This is a genomic window from Limnohabitans sp. Hippo3 (genome assembly GCF_003063665.1).
Taxonomy (GTDB): Bacteria; Pseudomonadota; Gammaproteobacteria; order Burkholderiales; family Burkholderiaceae_C; genus Limnohabitans_A.
The window spans coordinates 15,623-33,534 of the sequence record NZ_NESF01000004.1 but is presented as its reverse complement, the minus strand read 5'-3'; the positions used below and the strand labels follow the sequence as shown (position 1 = coordinate 33,534).

The window sequence follows — 17,912 nt, the reverse complement described above, 5'->3', positions numbered from 1 at the left end:
GCGGGCATGCCCTTGCACAAGCCGTGCAGGCCGGGCCTGCTTCTACAATCGGCGCATGAATCCCTCTTTGACTTTGACCCTGACTTTGGTCGTGGCCTTGCTGGCGCATGTGGCGCTCAAGTTCTGGCTGAACGCCCGCCAGGTGCGGCATGTGGCCCGCCACCGCGATGCGGTGCCACAGGCTTACGCCGACACCATGTCCCTGGTCGACCACCAAAAAGCCGCCGATTACACCTTGGCCAAAGCCCGCCTGTCGCAAATTGACATCGCACTCGATGCGGCAGTGCTGCTGGGCTGGACGCTGCTGGGTGGGCTGGATGCGCTCAACCAGTTGCTGCTGGGCTGGATGGGCCCGGGCATGGCGCAGCAAATCGCGCTGGTGCTGGGCTTCATGCTGGTCGGCGGTCTGATCGGATTGCCCTTGTCGCTCATGCAAACCTTTGGCGTGGAACAGCGCTTTGGCTTCAACAAGATCACGCCAGCCTTGTGGCTGGCCGACATGGCCAAGGGCCTGGTGTTGGGTCTGGCCCTGGGCCTGCCTTTGCTGTGGGTGGTGTTGTGGCTCATGCAAGCCGGAGGCACCTGGTGGTGGCTGTGGGCCTGGGGCGTGTTGGTGGGCTGGCAGCTGTTTTTGATGGCGATTGCGCCGAACGTGATCATGCCCCTGTTCAACAAATTCACGCCCCTGGAAGACGAATCGCTCAAGGCCCGCGTGCAGAGCCTGATGCAGCGTGCAGGCTTCACGGCCAAAGGTTTTTTTGTGATGGACGGCAGCCGCCGCTCGGCGCATTCCAATGCGTTTTTCACAGGCTTTGGGGCCGGCAAGCGCGTGGTGTTTTTTGACACCTTGCTCAAGCAGCTGAGCCCGGCCGAAATGGAAGCGGTGCTGGCCCATGAGCTGGGCCACTTCAAGCACAAGCACATCGTCAAGATGATGGTGATCAACTTTGCCATGACGCTGGCGGGCTTGGCGCTGCTCGGCTGGCTGGCGCAGCAGGTCTGGTTTTACACGGGCCTGGGCGTGATGCCGAATTTGTCGAGCAGCAACGATGCGCTGGCGCTGGTCTTGTTCATGCTGGTCACGCCCGTGTTCACTTTGTTCTTTGCGCCTGTGTCTTCATGGCGCTCGCGCCAGCAAGAGTTCGAGGCCGATGCTTATGCGGTGTCGCAAACACCGGGCAAGGACTTGTCCTCGGCTTTGCTCAAGCTCTACCAGGACAACGCTTCGACCTTGACACCCGACCCTTGGTACGTGAAGTTTTATTACTCGCACCCCCCGGCCAGCGAGCGTTTGCTGAGGATGAAAACCGCATGAGCACTTCGAACATCCGCGCCCTCCAACCCACCGAGGTGATCATGGCGCTCGGCCAGATTCCGGGCTGGCGTTTGTCGGGCGATGGCGATCAGGTGGCCATCGAGAAGACCTTTGAATTTACCCTGCACACGCACGCGTTGTTGTTCGTCAACAGCGTGGGCTGGTTGTCTGAAAAGCTCAACCACCACCCAGAGCTGGTGCTGACCTACAAACGGTGTGTGGTGCGCTGGAACACGCACGATGTGCGCGGCCTGAGCCGACTCGACTTCGAGGCCGCCACCCAGACCGATGCCTTGTTACCGGCATGAGCCTGCATGCATAAAGCCAAAGCGCGCACCTCGCCCCCAGTCCATGATCTGGAGCCAGGGCTGGTCGTGGCCACCTATGGCCGCCACTGCCTGGTGGAGACACCCGAAGGCCGTCGCCTGATTTGTCACCCCCGGGGCAAGAAAAACCAGGTGGTGGTGGGCGACCAGGTGCTGTGGCAAATCGCGGGCGACGAGGGCAGCATCGAAAAACTGCAAGAACGCCGCAACCTGTTTTACCGGCAAGACGAAATCCGCACCAAATCCTTTGCTGCCAATCTGGACCGCGTGCTGATCCTGATCGCGGCCGATCCCGAGTATTCCGAAAGCCAGCTGTCTCGCGCCCTGGTGGCGGCCGAGGCCGAACGCATCACGCCCATCATCGCGCTCAACAAAAGCGACCTGGCCCAGCCCTTCGCCCAAGCCTGGGAGCGCCTGGCCCCTTACCGTGCCATGGGCTACAGCGTCATGCCCATCAGCCTGAGCCCGCGCAGCCCGGTGGCCGACGATGGCGTGACCGCCTTGTGCAAGCACTTGCAGGGTTTGACCACCTTGGTGCTGGGGCCTTCGGGCAGTGGCAAAAGCACGTTGATCAACCGCCTGGTGCCCGATGCGCAGGTCGAGACTGGCGAGATTTCGCTGGCCCTGAACTCGGGCAAACACACCACGACCAGCACACGTTGGTATTGGGTGCCTGCGCTCGATGCGTCAACTGAAGTGGGCGCTGAAACGGGCGCTGCACGCACAGCCTTGATCGATTCACCCGGTTTTCAGGAGTTTGGCCTGCACCACATCGAGCCAACCCGCCTGGCCGACTGCATGCCCGATTTGCGTAAGCACCTCGGCGGCTGCAAGTTCTACAACTGCACGCATTTGCACGAGCCCGGTTGCGCCGTGTTGGCGCAGATCGAAACCGCCGAGCACCCCGGCACCATCAGCGCGCGGCGGCACCGCATCTACGCGCAGCTGTTTGAGGAATTGGGCCAGCAACGCTGGTGAGGGCATGGGCCCTCTCAGCCCACCAGATTGGCCATGGTCAGCAGGGCCACCAGCACCAACCACATGATCACCGTCCGCCAGACCAGGCCCACCACTTGGGCAAAGTGGGCCACTTCGGGAATGCGTCCTGGCGTGCTGCTGCCGCCGGTCATCTCTTGGCTCTCGTCGTCCGCCTTGTCCTGCTGCAGGGCAGCACCGCCCAAGCGGATGTTGATGGCACCCGCCGTGGCGGCGAGGATCACCCCATCGTTGTCTTGCGGAAAGTTCTGTGCATGGTTGCGCCAACCATCCATGGCGTCTTCAAAACTGCCTACAATCGCAAAGCCCAAAGCGGTCATGCGCGAGGGCAGCCAATCCATGGCCTGCCAGGCTCTGGAAGCCACAGAGCGCAAGGCTTCGCTCACCACCGAGCCGTCGGTGGTGGGCTCCTGCCAAAGGCGTTGCGCCAGTTCGGTCAGGCGGTAAACCACCGCACCCACAGGCCCCAAGCCAATGATGGACAGGGCCGCATACCAAAAGAACACGCCGAACACATGGCGGTGGGCTGCGATCATGGAAAACTCGATCACATGCCGAACGATCTCGCTGCGCGGTATCTGACCGACCTGCACCTGTTGCCACTCGGCCAGCAGTTCACGGGCTTGGTTTTCGTCGCCGTTTTCCAAGGCTTCGCGAATCGCCGTGAAGTGGTGGCTGAATTGGCGAAAGCCCAAGGTGACATAGAGCAGGGCCACGTTCCAGACCACGGCCAAGAGCCAGCCCAAACTCCATTCGAGGGCCCAGTGCACCAGCATGGCCAACAGCGCCGGTCCCATGATCGTGATGCCCCAAGTGATCCAGGCTTGATGCCGCACGCCCGCGTCAAACGTGCGGGCGACCCAGGCAACCCAACGCTTGACTGCGGTGTAGATCGCATTCACGGGGTTGAGTGGATGGGCCTGCTCCAGCACCAGCGCCAACAGGATTGCAAAAAAACTCATGGCGTCCTCATGGGGCGGGGTTGACGACCAAAAAACGGTAGAAGTTACGAAGCATAGCGGCTGTCGCCCCCCAGATAAACCGCTCGACCGGATCGCATTGACCGTCGGGCGTCATACGCGGTTCTTGGTAAGGCATGGAAAACCATTGCCGCCGGGCACCTTGCCACTCGAACGCATGACGACGGTGGTGCGCCGGGTTCATCAAAAATTCAAGTGGCACCTCGAACACATCCTGGACTTCGTCCGCGTTCGGGCTCAGCTTGAACTCGGGTGACACCAGGCCAACGACGGGCGTGACCCAAAAAGAAGTGCCCGTGACGTACACCGGCAATTCGCCAATCACCTGCACGTGATGGGGTTCCAGGCCCACCTCCTCCTGAGCTTCACGCAGTGCCGTCGCTTGTCGGCTGGCATCGCTGGGGTCGACCTTGCCGCCTGGAAAGGCGATTTGCCCGGAATGTGTGGCCATGTGGTTGGCACGCTGGGTGAGCAACACGGTTGACTGAGACACATTGGGGCCGCGCATGACGATCGGCACCAACACCGCTGCCGGGGCCGGCTCCCGTGTGGAAAAAGAGCTTTCCCGCTCGACTTCGGGTTGCCAGATGGGAGGCTTTGCAAACCGGGCGCGAAGGGCATCGGGCAACAAGTGGGCCGACGGCACCGCGGGCATATCGTGGTCGATGCGCCAAACCGGAACATTGCGGGGATCAAAAGACAAAGGACTGGACACAGTGGGTATTTATAACCGAGACAGAAGCCGTCGCCTTTAGAATGAGCGCCGCTGCACCTTTTAGCAGCGCTATTTTTATCCATATAGGTTGACACCATGAAGCGTGATTATTTTTCTCACAACACCCCGTCCGACCGCCGTTTTGGCGAACACCGATCCGGCACCTGCATGGCGCTGATCGATGGCCGTTTCCTGATCTGGATGGCCCAGCAAGGCGCGGTGGGGACCACGGGCGAGTCGGTCAATCGACAGGGCCTGCTCAATTTGTTGTCGCAAGCGCTGGCGCATGCCGGGCTGGATGTCGATTTGCGCCGCATTTACTGGTACAGCGACCGCTCGGACGGGCTGATCATTGACGACCAGATCGTGCGTCTGGTGCAAACGCACGATGCCGATGGCGGCGCGTCCTTGCTGCGCTCCTTGGGGCATGACCTCAAACAACTGGCCGAGCACCATGCCTGCGACCACGTGCTGGTGGCCAGTGACGACGAACGCTTTTTGGCCACCATCGACGAGGCCCAGTTGAGCGGCCTGAGCGTGCACCTGCTGGCCGACGAGTCGGCCCGCAACATGCCCCAAATGGTGCGCACCGATCCAGGCTGGGCCCGCCTGCTGGCCCAGGCCGATCGCCGCGTGGTGGTCAACTCCCAGGCCTTGGCCGACATGCTGCAAGGCAAACTGCCCACGGGCATGGGCCTGGCGGTGGAAGACGTGGAAGAGTTGCGCAAGTCGATGCACGAAGTCATCACCGCCTGGTGGGTCGATGAACCCGAAGACCTGCGCGAAGACCTGCGCGATGCCTTGCAGATCAGCCGGGGCATCCCCCAAGAGGTGGACCGTCAGCTGCTGCTGCGCATGCGCCAGCGCCTGGCCCGTGCTTTGAGCCTGCCAGAGAAGAAAATGTTGCGCGAAACCCTGCGTGCCGTGGTGGCGGAGCCTGCGGCTTTGCCCGCACCGGCACGGGAAGGCTTGCCCCCCGATACCGACGAATAAAACCCTGGGACGGCTTGTCCGTGCGGGATGAAGTAAAAAGCCCCGGTGCTCGCGCACCGGGGCTTTTGTTTGGGTGGTCGGTTGGGCGCAGCCGGGCGCTGACCTGCCCATGCTTTGCGCTATGGGCTGCAGCGTTGCTGCCCATGACCGGGCATCAAGCTTGGGCGTGGTATTGGGTGATGCGTTCGACTTCGTTTTTGGAGCCCAGCACCACGCTCACGCGTTCGTGCAACTGGCTCGGTTGCAAATCGAGGATGCGTGTCTTGCCGTTGGTGGCGGCGCCCCCGGCTTGCTCGATCAGCCAGCTCATGGGGTTGGCTTCGTAGAGCAGGCGCAGCTTGCCGGGTTTGTGGGGCTCGCGCTTGTCCCAGGGGTACATGAAGACGCCGCCACGGGTCAGGATGCGGTGCACGTCGGCCACCATGGAAGCGATCCAGCGCATGTTGAAGTCCTTGCCGCGTGGGCCCTCCTGGCCTTGCAGGCATTCGTCGATGTAGCGGCGCACGGGTTCGTCCCAGTGGCGCATGTTGCTCATGTTGATGGCGAACTCTTTGGTGTCGGCAGGCACTTGCACGTTTTCTTGTGTCAGCACAAAAGAGCCTTGTTCGCGGTCCAGCGTGAACATGGCCACGCCATCGCCCACGGTGAGCACCAAGGTGGTTTGCGGGCCGTACACGCAATAGCCGGCCGCGACCTGGTTTTTCCCGGGCTGCAAAAAGTCTTTTTCGGTCACGCCCTGGTTGTCATCGGCCTTTTTGAGCACGCTGAAAATGGTGCCGATGCTGACGTTGACATCGATGTTGGACGAGCCGTCCAGCGGGTCAAACATGAGCAGGTATTCGCCCTGCGGGTAGCGGTTGGGCACCAGGTAGATGCTGTCCATCTCTTCGCTGGCCATGGCCGCGAGGTGCCCGCCCCATTCATTGGCCTCGATCAGCACTTCGTTGGCGATGATGTCCAGTTTCTTTTGCACTTCGCCTTGCACGTTCTCGCTGTCGGCACTGCCCAACACACCGCCCAAAGCGCCTTTGTTGACGGCGTGGCTGATGCTTTTGCAGGCGCGGGCCACCACTTCGAGCAGCAGACGCAGCTCGGCCGGGATGTGGCCTTTGTCGCGTTGCTGCTCCACCAGGTAGCGTGAGAGGGAAATTTTGCTGCTCATGTTGATTCCTTGGATTTCAGCGGCGCGTTTCAGGCTGCACTCAAGGCGCGGCTGATGACCTCGCGCACGTCGTTCGACAGGTCTGTTTTGGCCGCCACGCGCTCGATGGCGACTTTGGCTGCGCTGCGGTAAGGCTCGGCCAGGCGGCTCCAGCGGTCCATGGCGCGGGCCAGGCGTGCGGCCACTTGCGGGTTGATGGCGTCCAGCGCCAGCACCTGCTCGCTCCAGTAGACATAGCCTGCGGCGTCCGGGCGGTGGAATCCGGCCGGGTTGGCGCTGCAGTAGCTGAAGATCAGGCTGCGGGCGCGGTTGGGGTTGCGCAGGCTGAAGTCGGGGTGTTGCATGAGCTGGCGCACACGCGGCAGCACATCGCCTGCCCGGTCGGGGGCCCCGGCCTGCAAGGCAAACCACTTGTCGATGACCAGCGCTTCGTGCTGGAACAGTTTGTGGAACAAGGCCAAGGCGTCCTGTGCGAGTGCATGGCCGCTGACCACCAGGGCCGACAAGGCGTTGAAGCGGTCGGTCATGTTGCCCGCGTCCTTGAACTGCTGGTACACGCGGCCGGGCGTGACGGCGTCACCGCTTTGCACGGCGGCCACACACAGCATGGTCATGGCCAGACCGGCCAGGGCACGTCGACCAGCCGACTTGGCATCGGGCGAGTAAGCGCCATTGTTTTTATGCGCGTCCCAGGCCCATTGCCAGTCGGTTTGCAAGGCCGTGGCCAGTTGCAGGCGCATGGTTTCGCGCAGGGCGTGCACGCGCTGCGGGTCCACCACATCCAGCTGGTCGGCGATGTAGTTTTCGGAGGGCAGCGTCAGGGCCAGGTCCTTGAAGGCCGCATCCAGTGTGGGGTGGCGCAGCACATTGCGCAGGGCTGCCACCAGGGCGTCGGACAGCACGGGCTGGCCCGTCAAGTCCTTGTTTTGCTGGATGGCATCCAGGGCGCTTTGCAGCATCAGGCGCTGGCCAGCTTCCCATTGGTTGAAGGGGTCGCTGTCGTGGGCCAGCAAGATCAGCAGGTCGTCGGCGTTCAGGCCGTCTTCGAGCACCACCGGGGCGCTGAAACCGCGCAAGAGTGAAGGCACGGGTTCGCTGTCGATGTTGACAAAGGAGTAGCTGGCGCTGGCCTCGGTCAGCACCAGGGTGTGCTGAGCCGCGGCTTCGCTGCTGCCTGCCAGCTGCAAGGGCAGGGCAGCGCCATCGCGGCTGAGCAGACCCAAAGTCACCGGGATCACGAAGGGCGCTTTGCGGTCCTGATCGGGTGTGGCTGGGCAGCTTTGGCTGAGGGTGAGGGTGTAGGTGCGCTCGGTCGCGTTGTAGGCGCCCGTGGCTTGAAGGCGTGGTGTACCGGCCTGGCTGTACCAGTGTTTGAAGGTGTCCAGGTGCAGAGCCAGTGCCGAGCCGGGGTTGGCATCGGCAATCGCTTGCGCAAAGTCGTCGCAGGTCACGGCCTGGCCGTCATGGTGCTCAAAGTAGAGTTTCATGCCCTTGGCAAAACCGTCGCGACCCAGGCTGTCAGTGGGCGTGGCCACCAGGGTCTGCATCATGCGAACGACTTCAGAGCCTTTTTCGTAGATGGTGACGGTGTAGAAGTTGTTGATCTCCACATAGCTATCAGGTCGCACCGGGTGGGCCATGGGGCCGGCGTCTTCGGCAAACTGCACGGTGCGCAGCACGCGCACGTCTTCGATGCGCTTGACCGCGCGGGCACTGGCCTCGCCCGCCATGTCCTGGCTGAACTCCTGGTCGCGGAAGACCGTGAGGCCTTCTTTGAGCGAGAGCTGGAACCAGTCGCGGCAGGTGATGCGGTTGCCGGTCCAGTTGTGGAAGTACTCGTGGCCCACGACCGATTCGATGTTGCCGAAATCCATGTCGGTGGCGGTGGCTGGGTTGGCCAACACGTACTTGGTGTTGAAGATGTTCAAGCCCTTGTTTTCCATGGCGCCCATGTTGAAGTCGCTGGTGGCGACGATCATGAAGCGTTCCAGGTCCAGCGGCAGACCAAAGCGCGCTTCGTCCCAGGCCACGCTGGCCATGAGCGAGTTCATCGCGTGCTCGGTCTTGTCCAGGTCGCCGGGGCGCACAAACACTTGCAGCAAGTGTTCAGTGCCACTGCGACTGACAATGCGCTGCTCGCGCGTGACCAGTTGGCCTGCAACAAGAGCAAACAGGTAACAGGGCTTTTTGTGTGGGTCGACCCACTTGGCGAAATGCCTCGGACCGTTGGGACCGTCTTCCAGTGCACCTTGCTCAACCAGGTTGCCGTTACTCAGCAGCACCGGGTATTTGGCCTTGTCGGCACGCAGCGTGACGGTGTAGCTGGCCATCACGTCCGGGCGGTCCAGGAAGTAGGTGATGCGACGGAAACCCTCGGCCTCGCACTGGGTGAAGAACGAGTCGTTGCTGACGTACAGGCCCATCAACTGGGTGTTCTTCTCGGGGTTGCAGGTGGTGAAGATTTCCAGATCGAAGGCGTCATGGCCTTCGGGCAGGTTTTCCAGCACCAGCTGGTTGCCGTCCATCTTGAACGAGGTGCCACCGCCGTTGACCAGCACGCGGGCCAAATTGAGGTCTTCGCCATCCAGACGCAGGGGCTGGGCCGCCACATCGGGGTTGCGGCGCAGACGCATCTTGTTGAGCACGCGGGTTTTGGCCGGATCCAGATCAAAGGTCAGATCGACCGTGTCGATCCAGAAAGCCGGGGCGGTATACGCCGCCCGTTGAATCGCGGTGGGTTGTCCTTCACGCATCAGGAACTCCGTTTGGGTTGTGGTCTGAGCAACTCAGAGGCCTTGTTTCAGTGAGGCTTCGATGAACGCATCCAGGTCGCCATCGAGCACCTTTTGGGTGGCCGAAATTTCGACGTTGGTGCGCAAATCCTTGATGCGGCTGTTGTCCAGCACATAGCTGCGGATCTGGTGACCCCAGCCCACATCGGTCTTGGTGTCTTCCAGCTTTTGCTGTTCTTCCATGCGTTTGCGCATCTCGAAGTCGTACAGGCGCGAGCGCAGGCGTTGCCAGGCCACGTCGCGGTTGCTGTGCTGGCTGCGGCCGTCCTGGCACTGCACCACGATGCCCGTGGGGATGTGCGTCAGGCGCACGGCCGAGTCGGTCTTGTTGATGTGCTGACCGCCCGCGCCGCTGGCGCGGAAGGTGTCGGTGCGCACATCGGCCGGGTTGATGTTGATCTCGATCGAGTCGTCGATCTCGGGATAAACGAACAGCGAGGCAAACGAGGTGTGGCGACCGCCCGACGAGTCAAACGGGCTCTTGCGCACCAAACGGTGCACGCCAGTCTCGGTGCGCAGCAAGCCAAAAGCGTATTCGCCTTCGATCTTGATGGTCGCGCCCTTGATGCCCGCGGTGTCACCCGGGGTTTCGTCTTCCACCGTGGCTTTGAAGCCTTTGCGCTCGGCGTATTTGAGGTACTGGCGCAGCAGCATGCTGGCCCAGTCACAGGCCTCGGTGCCACCAGCGCCCGCCTGGATGTCGATGAAGCAGTTGAGCGGGTCGGCCTCGTGGCGGAACATGCGGCGGAACTCGAGGTCTTCCACGAGCTTGGCCAGCTTGGCGGTCTCGGCTTCGATGGTCAGCAGACCGTCGTCGTCGCCTTCTGCCTTGCTCATTTCGAACAATTCAAGGTTGTCGGCCAGCTCGTTGGTCAAGGTGGTGATGGTGACCACCACGCTGTCGAGCGCTTTTTTCTCTTTGCCCAGTTCCTGGGCTTTCTTGGGGTCGTTCCAGACTGTGGGATCTTCGAGCGATGCGTTGACGGTTCTCAGCCGTTCAGATTTGGCATCGTAGTCAAAGATACCCCCGTAACTCGTGGGTACGAGCGGTCAGGTCTGTGAGGGATGCGCCGATTTGGTTGATGCGTTCTGCGTCCATGATGAAAGTGTCCGGTTCGGTAAACCGGGCATTTTCTCATGACTTGGCTGCGCGCCCGCCTGCCGGGTGGCTTAAAACTGGCGCCCGTAAGAGAACATCAGGGCCGCCGTGCCCAGAAACTTGAGCTGCACCGAATCGTGCTGGGTCAGTTTGTAACCCACAGACGGAATGATGGCGGGATTGAAGCCTTTGTAGTTCAGGGGCACTTTGTTCTCATACGGCGCCACATAGCCGTACATGATGCCGCCCGTGACTTTGGCGAACAGCTGGGGCACGCCCCACAAATTGTTGAACTGCTGACCGGCGTAAACGTACACCGAAGGCTGTCCAAACGAGTTGCTGAAAAAACTCACACCGCACAAGCGGTCGCCTGGCAGTTGTTCGTCAATCGCCACCAGGACCACTTTTTTGTGTTCCGGGTTGTTGCTGAAGTGGTGGGTGTACGGCGAAAACGTGAACTCTCCCCGGTGTGCGGGCTCAGGGGCGCCTTGGACGGCCAGAAAGTCAGGGCAATAGCGGCTGGTGGCGTCTGCATGCGCCGAAGCGAACGACACAGACAAGGCCGCAACCAGGCAGAAACGGGAGAGGGTGGAGAGGGACATGGCCAACAGTCATCAAAACTAAAACAACCTGATTTTAGGGCCTCTCAGGCCATGAACTTCTCGAGCAAGGCTGCCAGGGCCTGTGGTTGGTCGTGGTGCAGCATGTGCCCGGCGTCCTGGATCACGGCTTGTTCCAGCTGGGGCACGGACTTCAAGCGCTCGTGGAACTCGGCCAAGGTGTATTGCCCTTTCCACCACTGGCTGAGCGAGTCGTCCGAGGCTTCCACCACCAGCACCGGGGCGCTGATGCGGCGGTACATGGCCAGCGCTTCTTCGACGTGGAACAGATACGGGTTGATGACCTTGTGCGCCGAGTCGCCCAGGATGCGCCACTGGCCATCGGGGCCTGGGCGGGCCCAATGCTGGGCCAGCCAATCGGCTTTGTCCTGGCCCAGGCGGCGGTTGGTTTTCTTCAAGCGCGCGGCCACGCCCGCAGCGTCCGGGTAGGCTTTGAGGGTGTTGTCACCCGCGCGTTGGGCTTTGAGCTCATCGAGCCACTTTGCCATGCGGGTGGGGGCTTGGGCAGGCTGCGTGCCGGCCATGCCGAACCCTTCGAGGTTGACCAGGCGGCGGATGCGCTCGGGGCGGGTGCCCGCGTACATCATGACCACGTTGCCGCCCATGCTGTGACCGACCAAATCGATCACTTGCCCGGGGTAGAGCGCATCAAGCAGGGCGTCCAGATCGGCTAAATAGTCGGGGAACCAGTAGCTGTCGGTGAGTGGGGTCTCGGTCAGGCCATAACCGCGCCAGTCCATCGCGATGATGGGGCGCTGGCTGACAAAAGCCTCGCTGAAGGCATCGACCATGAACTGGTAGGAGGCGGCCACGTCCATCCAGCCGTGGGTCAAAACGAGCGGGGTGGCTCCGGGTGTGGGCGTGCCCCACTGGCGGACGTGGTAGCGGCAGCCGCGCAGCGGCACCCAGTGGCTTTGTGATTCGCGTTGAACTTGGTACATACTTTCAATCATAAGGAGACACACGATGAGCGTCAGTCGCAACCAGGACCGCCAAGCCCATAACCCGAAGAAAGCTGCTGCTGACCGTTATCAAGCCGTTCACCAGGGATTTGGCTGGAAAGTGCCCAAGCGCTTCAACATGGCGCAGGCTTGCTGTGGTCAATGGGCCGTGCAGTCCGCTACGGCCGGGCACGTCGCCATCCGCGAGCATGTGGCGGGTCGGGGCCTGGGCCAGAGCTGGACCTTCGGCCAGCTGCAAACCGCGGCCAACCGCTTGAGCCGTGTGCTGCAGGCGCAGGGCGTGAAACGCGGCGACCGGGTGGCGATTGTGTTGCCCCAGCGTTTTGAAACCGCCGTGGCCTACATGGCGGTGCTGCAAATGGGCGCAGTGGCCATGCCTCTGTCCATGCTGTTTGGGCCGGAGGCGTTGTCTTTTCGCATCAACGACAGCCAGGCCCGCGTGGCGGTGTGCGACGAATCCACCGTGCAAGCCTTGCAGCAGGCGCGGTCCGACTGCCCTGGTTTGCAAACCCTGATCGGGGTCGGGCAGGCAGGGGTTTCGGCCGACCTCGACTACGCACAAGCCGTGAGCAGTCAGGCGGCATCGTTCACAGCCGTGAGCACACTGGCCGAAGACCCGGCGGTGTTGATTTACACCAGCGGCACCACCGGCAACCCCAAAGGCGCACTCATCCCGCACCGGGCGTTGATCGGTAACCTCACGGGTTTTGTGTGCAGCCAGAACTGGTTTGGTTTTGACCCGTTTGATGCCAGCCGCCCGTCCAAAGCGGTTTTTTGGTCGCCCGCCGACTGGGCCTGGACCGGGGGCTTGATGGACGCTTTACTGCCCAGCCTCTATTTTGGGCGGCCCATCGTGGCTTTCAACGGGCGCTTTTCACCCGAAGCGGCGTTTGAGATTTTGCAAAGTCACGGCGTGACACACACTTTCTTGTTCCCCACGGCGCTCAAAGCCATGATGAAGGCCGTACCCGACGTGAAGGCCCGTTACAAGCTCAAGCTGCAAGCCATGATGAGCGCGGGCGAGGCGGTGGGTGACGCGGTGTTTGCGTATGTCCAGCAGCAGATGGGCGTGACGGTGAACGAGATGTTTGGTCAGACCGAGATCAACTACGTGGTGGGCAACTGCACCTGCTTGTGGCCCGCCAAGCCCGGCAGCATGGGCAAGGGCTACCCCGGCCACCAGGTTGCGGTCATCGACGAGGCCGGGCAGCTGTGCCCGCCCGGCACACCCGGCGAAGTGGCCGTGAACCGCTTCGATGTGCACGGCCACCCGGACCCGGTGTTCTTTCTGGGTTACTGGAACAACGCCAAAGCCACGCAGGCCAAGTACGCGGGCGACTGGTGCCGCACGGGCGACATGGCGGTGGCGGACGAGGACGGCTACCTTTGGTACCAGGGCCGCACCGACGACATGTTCAAGGCCGCCGGTTACCGCATCGGGCCGGGTGAGATCGAGAATTGCCTGGTCAAGCACCCGGCCGTGCAGAATGCCGCCGTGGTGCCCAAGCCCGACGCCGACCGGGGCGCTGTGGTCAAGGCCTATGTGGTGCTGTCGCCCGATTGGCTGGCCCGCAGGCCTTTGGGTGTGCAGCAAGCTGACTTTGACGACGCGGTGCGCCGCGAACTGCAAGCCCATGTGAAGGGTTTGCTGGCCCCCTATGAATACCCCAAAGAAATCGAGTTCATCGACCAGCTGCCCATGACCACCACCGGCAAAGTGCAGCGACGCGTCTTGCGGCTGCAAGAAGAGGCCAGGGCCACCGAGTTGGCCAAAAGGCCGTGACAAAATAGACTTCTTGCCCATGCGTCCAAGCCCGCAGGGCTTGCGGATTCTGGGGCCGTCCTGAGATGGCCCCCTCTTTTTTTCAAAATACAACAGGACACACTATGAAACTCGTTCAACTCGGCCAGACCGATTTGCAAGTCACGCCCATCTGTCTCGGGACCATGACCTTTGGCCAGCAGGTCAACGAAGCCGATTCGCACGCCATCCTGGACCGCTCGCTGGAAGCGGGCATCAACTTCATCGACACGGCCGAGATGTACGCCGTGCCCGCTTCGGCCGAGACCTGCGGCGCGACGGAAACCTTCATCGGCAACTGGTTCGCCAAGCACCCCGGTGCCCGCCAAAAGCTGGTGCTGGCGACCAAAGTGGCAGGCCCCTCACGTGGCATGCCCTGGGTTCGTGAAGGTTCGGGCATGACGGGGCAAGACATCCTGAACGCCTGCGACGGCAGCCTGCGCCGCCTGCAAACCGATGTGATCGACCTGTACCAGATCCACTGGCCCGAGCGCCATGTGCCGGTCTTTGGCATGACCTATTTCGACCCGGCCAAGGACAAATCGGTCACCTCGATCCATGAGCAACTCGAAGCCCTGGCCAAACTGGTCAAGGCGGGCAAGGTGCGCCACATCGGTCTGTCCAACGAAACGCCTTACGGCGTGCATGAGTTTGTGCGCCTGGCCGAGCAGCATGGGCTGCCACGTGTGGCCACGGTGCAAAACCCTTACTGCCTGGTCAGCCGCACCTATGACAACGGTCTGGACGAAACTTGCTACCGCCTGAATGTGTCGATGCTGGCGTATTCGCCGCTGGGCTTTGGCCTGCTCACGGGCAAATACGACAACGACGACCTGAAAGGTCCGCTGGTGCCTGATGGTGGACGCATCGCCCGCTACGACTCCATGCGAAAACAGCGCTGGGGCCGCCCGGAGGCTCTGGCTGCCGCCCGCCGTTACAACCAGCTGGCCCGCGACAACGGCATGACGCCGACCCAGATGGCATTGGCGTTTTGCTACCACCGCTGGAGCGTGGCCAGCACCATCATCGGTGTGACTTCGCTGGCGCAGCTCAACGAAGACCTGGCCGCCTGGAACACGCAGTTGACGCCCGAAGTGCTCAAGGCGATCGACGACATCCGCTGGGAAATGCGCGACCCGGCTTTGTGACGTGGCTGGGTGATATCGGGCGATGGCCAAGAAAGACAAAGTCAGCGAAACCCCCGCCACAGCGCTCTTGCGTCAGCACGGGGTGAGCTTCACCGAGCACCCCTACGAGTATTTGGAACACGGTGGTGCCCAGCACAGCGCACAGGTGTTGGGCATGGACCCGTTTGCGGTGGTCAAAACCCTGATCATGCAGGACCATGATGCCAAGCCCTTGGTGGTGCTGATGCACGGCAACCGCAAGGTGTCCACCAAAAATCTGGCGCGGCAGATCGGTTTGAAGTCGGTCGAGCCTTGCGCCCCCGAGGTGGCCAACCGGCACAGCGGTTACCTGGTGGGCGGCACCTCGCCCTTTGCCACGCGCCGTGCCATGCCGGTCTTCATCGAAGAAAGCATCCTGGCTTTGCCGCGCATCTGCATCAACGGTGGCAGGCGCGGTTATCTGGTGGGCATCGACCCGCAGGTGTGTGTGCAGCTGCTGGGCGCCCAGCCCGTGAACTGTGCGCTGGCAGAATGACGCCCGAACGATAACAAGGGAGCTTTTGATGGATGTGGTGATTCCAGTGGCCGTGGTGTTGGCCAGTTATTTGATGGGCTCGCTCAGCTTCGCGGTGATCGTGAGCCGCCTGATGGGGCTGAACGACCCGCGCAGCTATGGCAGCAAAAACCCCGGCGCCACCAATGTGCTGCGCTCGGGCAGCAAAAAAGCGGCCATCCTGACTTTGTTGCTGGACGCCTTCAAGGGCTGGCTGCCGGTGGCGCTGGTGCTGACTTACGGGCCAGAACAGGGTTTGGGTGCCAGCACCGCCGCCTTGGCGGGTTTGGCTGCATTTTTGGGGCACCTCTACCCGGTATTTTTTGGTTTCGTCGGCGGCAAAGGCGTGGCCACTGCGGTGGGCGTGCTGGTGGGGGTCAACGGTTCATTGGCCCTGGCCACGGTGCTGAGCTTTGCCATCGTCTTGTACTTCAGCCGCTACGTGTCCCTGGCTTCGATGGTGGCTGCGGTGTTCGCGCCTGTTTTTTACCTGTTTGGCGACGGCGTGGCCTGGCACGCCACTTCGCCCGAGGTCTTGAGCCTCGCCGTCATGGCCTTGCTGCTGGTCTGGCGTCACCGTGAAAACATCAACCGACTGCTGGCGGGCACCGAATCCAAACTGGGTCAGAAAAAAGCATGAGCCAAGATATTCAGAGGCTGCACGTGACAGCCCGTTACAGCGAAGCGGCTGTTTTCAATGGTGTGGTGTACCTGGCGGGCATGGTCCCCGAGTGCGAAGCCACCGACATCCGTAGCCAAACCGCCGATGTGTTGCGGCAGATTGATGTGCGCCTGGCCGAGGTGGGCAGTGACAAAACCCGCATCCTGCGCACCCAGATTTACCTCAAAGACATCGCCGACATCACCGCCATGAACGAAGTCTGGGACGCTTGGGTGGTGGCCGGCAGTGCGCCACCCCGCGCCACGGTGCAGGCAGCGCTGGCCAATCCGGCCTATTTGATCGAGGTGGTGGTCACTGCGGCGGTGGCGTAAGAGGGTCTTGGGCACAGAGGGTGGTCATACCCGCGAAGGCGGGTATCCATGACAGCCGAAGGCATGGACACCCGATCAAGTCGGGTGTGACAAATGGTTGTTCATGCCCATCTTGTACTGTCGTGCCCGTCTTGCTCAGTCATGCCCGCGAAGGCGGGTATCCATGACAGTCGAAGGCATGAACCCCGGATCAAGTCCGGGGTGACAGATGGTTGCATGGGCACCCGATCAAGTCGGGTGTGACAAAGGCCAGGGCTTCACATGCGCTCAAAAATCGCCGCGATGCCCTGACCGCCGCCGATGCACATGGTGACCAGCGCATAGCGGCCTTGGATGCGCTGCAGCTCATAAAGGGCTTTGACGGTGATCAGCGCACCGGTCGCGCCAATGGGGTGACCCAGTGAAATGCCCGAGCCGTTGGGGTTGACCTTCGCCGGGTCCAGGCTCAGCTCGCGCGTTACGGCGCAGGCTTGGGCGGCAAAGGCTTCGTTGGCTTCGATCACGTCCAGGTCGTTCACGCTCAGGCCGGTTTTCTTGAGCACGGCTTGTGTGGCGCTGATCGGGCCCACACCCATGATCTTGGGGTCCAGGCCCGTGTGGGCGTAGCCCACCAGGCGGGCCAGGGGCTTGGCACCCCGGGCCTTAGCGGCACCGGCTTCCATCAGCACCACAGCCGCTGCAGCATCGTTGATGCCCGAGGCGTTGCCCGCGGTCACGGTGCCGTTTTCTTTCACGAACACGGGCTTGAGCTTGGCCATGTCTTCGAGCTTGCAGCCGGGACGGAAGTGCTCGTCGGTGGCGAAGGCCACATCGCCTTTTTTGCTCTTGAGCATGACGGGCAGGATCTGGTCCTTGAAGCGGCCTTCAGCTGTGGCACGTTCGGCGCGGTTGTGGCTTTCCAGGGCCAGGGCGTCCTGCATTTCACGGGTGATGCCGTATTTGGCGGCCACGTTTTCGGCGGTCACGCCCATGTGGATGTTGTGGAAGGGGTCGTGCAAGGCGCCGACCATCATGTCGACCATCTTCACATCGCCCATGCGGGCACCCCAGCGCGACACCAGGCTGGCGTAGGGGGCACGGCTCATGTTTTCCGCGCCGCCGCTAATGGCGATGTCGCAGTCACCCAGCAGGATGGACTGGCTGGCGCTGACGATGGCCTGCAGGCCCGAGCCGCACAGGCGGTTGACGTTGAAGGCGGGGGTACCTTCGGCGCAGCCGCCGTTGATGGCCGCTACGCGCGACAAATACATGTCTTTGGGCTCGGTGTTGACCACGTGGCCGAACACCACATGGCCCACGTCCTTGCCCTCGGTGCCCGCGCGGGACAGGGCTTCGCGCACGACTTGCGCGGCCAGCTCGGTGGGGGGGATGTCTTTGAGGCTGCCGCCATAGGTACCAATGGCGGTGCGCACACCGCTGACAACAACAACTTCACGGCTCATGGGAGGTCTCCAGATTTAAAAAAATTGACAAATGGG

General features: G+C 62.1%; 17 protein-coding genes. 9 read left to right on the top strand and 8 right to left on the bottom strand.

Going from position 1 to position 17,912, the window contains the following annotated elements; genetic code table 11:
* Positions 1–55 precede the first annotated feature (55 nt).
* From B9Z34_RS07000 to rsgA, 3 genes are read left to right on the top strand one after another with little or no spacing between them, the layout of a single operon-like run.
* Positions 56–1,315 (top strand): M48 family metallopeptidase, encoded by a 1,260-nt coding sequence (locus B9Z34_RS07000; RefSeq protein ID WP_108427403.1) that lies wholly within the window; start codon positions 56–58, stop codon positions 1,313–1,315.
* Positions 1,312–1,623 (top strand): 4a-hydroxytetrahydrobiopterin dehydratase, encoded by a 312-nt coding sequence (locus B9Z34_RS06995; protein WP_108427402.1) that lies wholly within the window; start codon positions 1,312–1,314, stop codon positions 1,621–1,623. The genes B9Z34_RS07000 and B9Z34_RS06995 overlap by 4 nt, the downstream gene beginning before the upstream one ends.
* Positions 1,624–1,629: 6 nt before the next feature.
* Positions 1,630–2,619, top strand: a complete 990-nt coding sequence (gene rsgA, locus B9Z34_RS06990) for a ribosome small subunit-dependent GTPase A (RefSeq protein ID WP_108427401.1) — start codon at positions 1,630–1,632, stop codon at positions 2,617–2,619.
* 14 nt (positions 2,620–2,633) lie between these two features.
* On the opposite strand, the gene B9Z34_RS06985 is transcribed toward rsgA, so the two are convergent.
* On the bottom strand, positions 2,634–3,599 hold the full coding sequence (locus B9Z34_RS06985) for a CobD/CbiB family protein (RefSeq protein ID WP_108427400.1): 966 nt from the start codon (positions 3,597–3,599) through the stop codon (positions 2,634–2,636).
* Between the two features lie 7 nt (positions 3,600–3,606).
* Positions 3,607–4,341: a CoA pyrophosphatase gene (locus B9Z34_RS06980; RefSeq protein ID WP_108427399.1), complete on the bottom strand. Its 735-nt coding sequence runs from the start codon at positions 4,339–4,341 to the stop codon at positions 3,607–3,609.
* An 87-nt stretch (positions 4,342–4,428) separates the two neighbouring features.
* On the opposite strand from B9Z34_RS06980, the gene B9Z34_RS06975 reads away from it, so the two are divergent.
* Entirely contained in the window at positions 4,429–5,325 is an 897-nt protein-coding gene (locus B9Z34_RS06975) for a hypothetical protein (RefSeq protein ID WP_108427398.1), read from the top strand.
* A gap of 154 nt (positions 5,326–5,479) precedes the next feature.
* Here B9Z34_RS06975 and B9Z34_RS06970 read toward each other — a convergent pair whose 3' ends face one another.
* From B9Z34_RS06970 to B9Z34_RS06950, 5 genes are all read right to left on the bottom strand, one after another.
* A complete protein-coding gene (locus tag B9Z34_RS06970; RefSeq protein WP_108427397.1) occupies positions 5,480–6,487 on the bottom strand; it encodes a class 1 fructose-bisphosphatase in 1,008 nt (335 codons plus the stop codon).
* Between the two features lie 29 nt (positions 6,488–6,516).
* Entirely contained in the window at positions 6,517–9,240 is a 2,724-nt protein-coding gene (gene pepN / locus B9Z34_RS06965; protein ID WP_108427396.1) for an aminopeptidase N, read from the bottom strand.
* A gap of 33 nt (positions 9,241–9,273) precedes the next feature.
* Positions 9,274–10,378, bottom strand: a protein-coding gene (gene prfB, locus B9Z34_RS06960) for a peptide chain release factor 2 (protein ID WP_108427395.1) whose coding sequence is annotated in 2 segments (ribosomal slippage) — positions 9,274–10,296 and positions 10,298–10,378 — 1,104 coding nt in all. Because the reading frame shifts where the segments join, the coding sequence is not laid out codon by codon here.
* Between the two features lie 71 nt (positions 10,379–10,449).
* Positions 10,450–10,980 carry a hypothetical protein gene (locus B9Z34_RS06955; protein WP_108427394.1) on the bottom strand — a complete coding sequence of 177 codons (531 nt, stop codon included), beginning with the start codon at positions 10,978–10,980 and terminating at the stop codon, positions 10,450–10,452.
* A 44-nt stretch (positions 10,981–11,024) separates the two neighbouring features.
* The gene (locus tag B9Z34_RS06950) at positions 11,025–11,939 is read right to left on the bottom strand and encodes an alpha/beta fold hydrolase (protein ID WP_108427393.1); all 915 of its coding nucleotides are present in this window, start codon (positions 11,937–11,939) and stop codon (positions 11,025–11,027) included.
* Positions 11,940–11,964: 25 nt separating this feature from the next.
* Between B9Z34_RS06950 and B9Z34_RS06945 the strand changes: the two genes are divergently transcribed.
* From B9Z34_RS06945 to B9Z34_RS06925, 5 genes are all read left to right on the top strand, one after another.
* On the top strand, positions 11,965–13,743 hold the full coding sequence (locus B9Z34_RS06945) for an acyl-CoA synthetase (RefSeq protein WP_108427392.1): 1,779 nt from the start codon (positions 11,965–11,967) through the stop codon (positions 13,741–13,743).
* A gap of 104 nt (positions 13,744–13,847) precedes the next feature.
* On the top strand, positions 13,848–14,909 hold the full coding sequence (locus B9Z34_RS06940) for an aldo/keto reductase (RefSeq protein WP_108427391.1): 1,062 nt from the start codon (positions 13,848–13,850) through the stop codon (positions 14,907–14,909).
* A 22-nt stretch (positions 14,910–14,931) separates the two neighbouring features.
* Positions 14,932–15,423 carry an aminoacyl-tRNA deacylase gene (locus B9Z34_RS06935; protein ID WP_108427390.1) on the top strand — a complete coding sequence of 164 codons (492 nt, stop codon included), beginning with the start codon at positions 14,932–14,934 and terminating at the stop codon, positions 15,421–15,423.
* A gap of 28 nt (positions 15,424–15,451) precedes the next feature.
* Positions 15,452–16,081, top strand: coding sequence for a glycerol-3-phosphate 1-O-acyltransferase PlsY (plsY, locus tag B9Z34_RS06930; RefSeq protein WP_108427389.1), 630 nt, complete (start codon positions 15,452–15,454; stop codon positions 16,079–16,081).
* Positions 16,078–16,434, top strand: coding sequence for a RidA family protein (locus tag B9Z34_RS06925; RefSeq protein ID WP_108427388.1), 357 nt, complete (start codon positions 16,078–16,080; stop codon positions 16,432–16,434). Before plsY ends, B9Z34_RS06925 begins: the two co-directional genes overlap by 4 nt.
* 257 nt (positions 16,435–16,691) lie before the next feature.
* Here the strand turns inward: B9Z34_RS06925 and bktB are convergent, their stop codons facing one another.
* Complete coding sequence (gene bktB / locus B9Z34_RS06920) at positions 16,692–17,876, bottom strand: beta-ketothiolase BktB (RefSeq protein ID WP_108427387.1); 1,185 nt, start codon at positions 17,874–17,876, stop codon at positions 16,692–16,694.
* Positions 17,877–17,912: the final 36 nt, after the last annotated feature.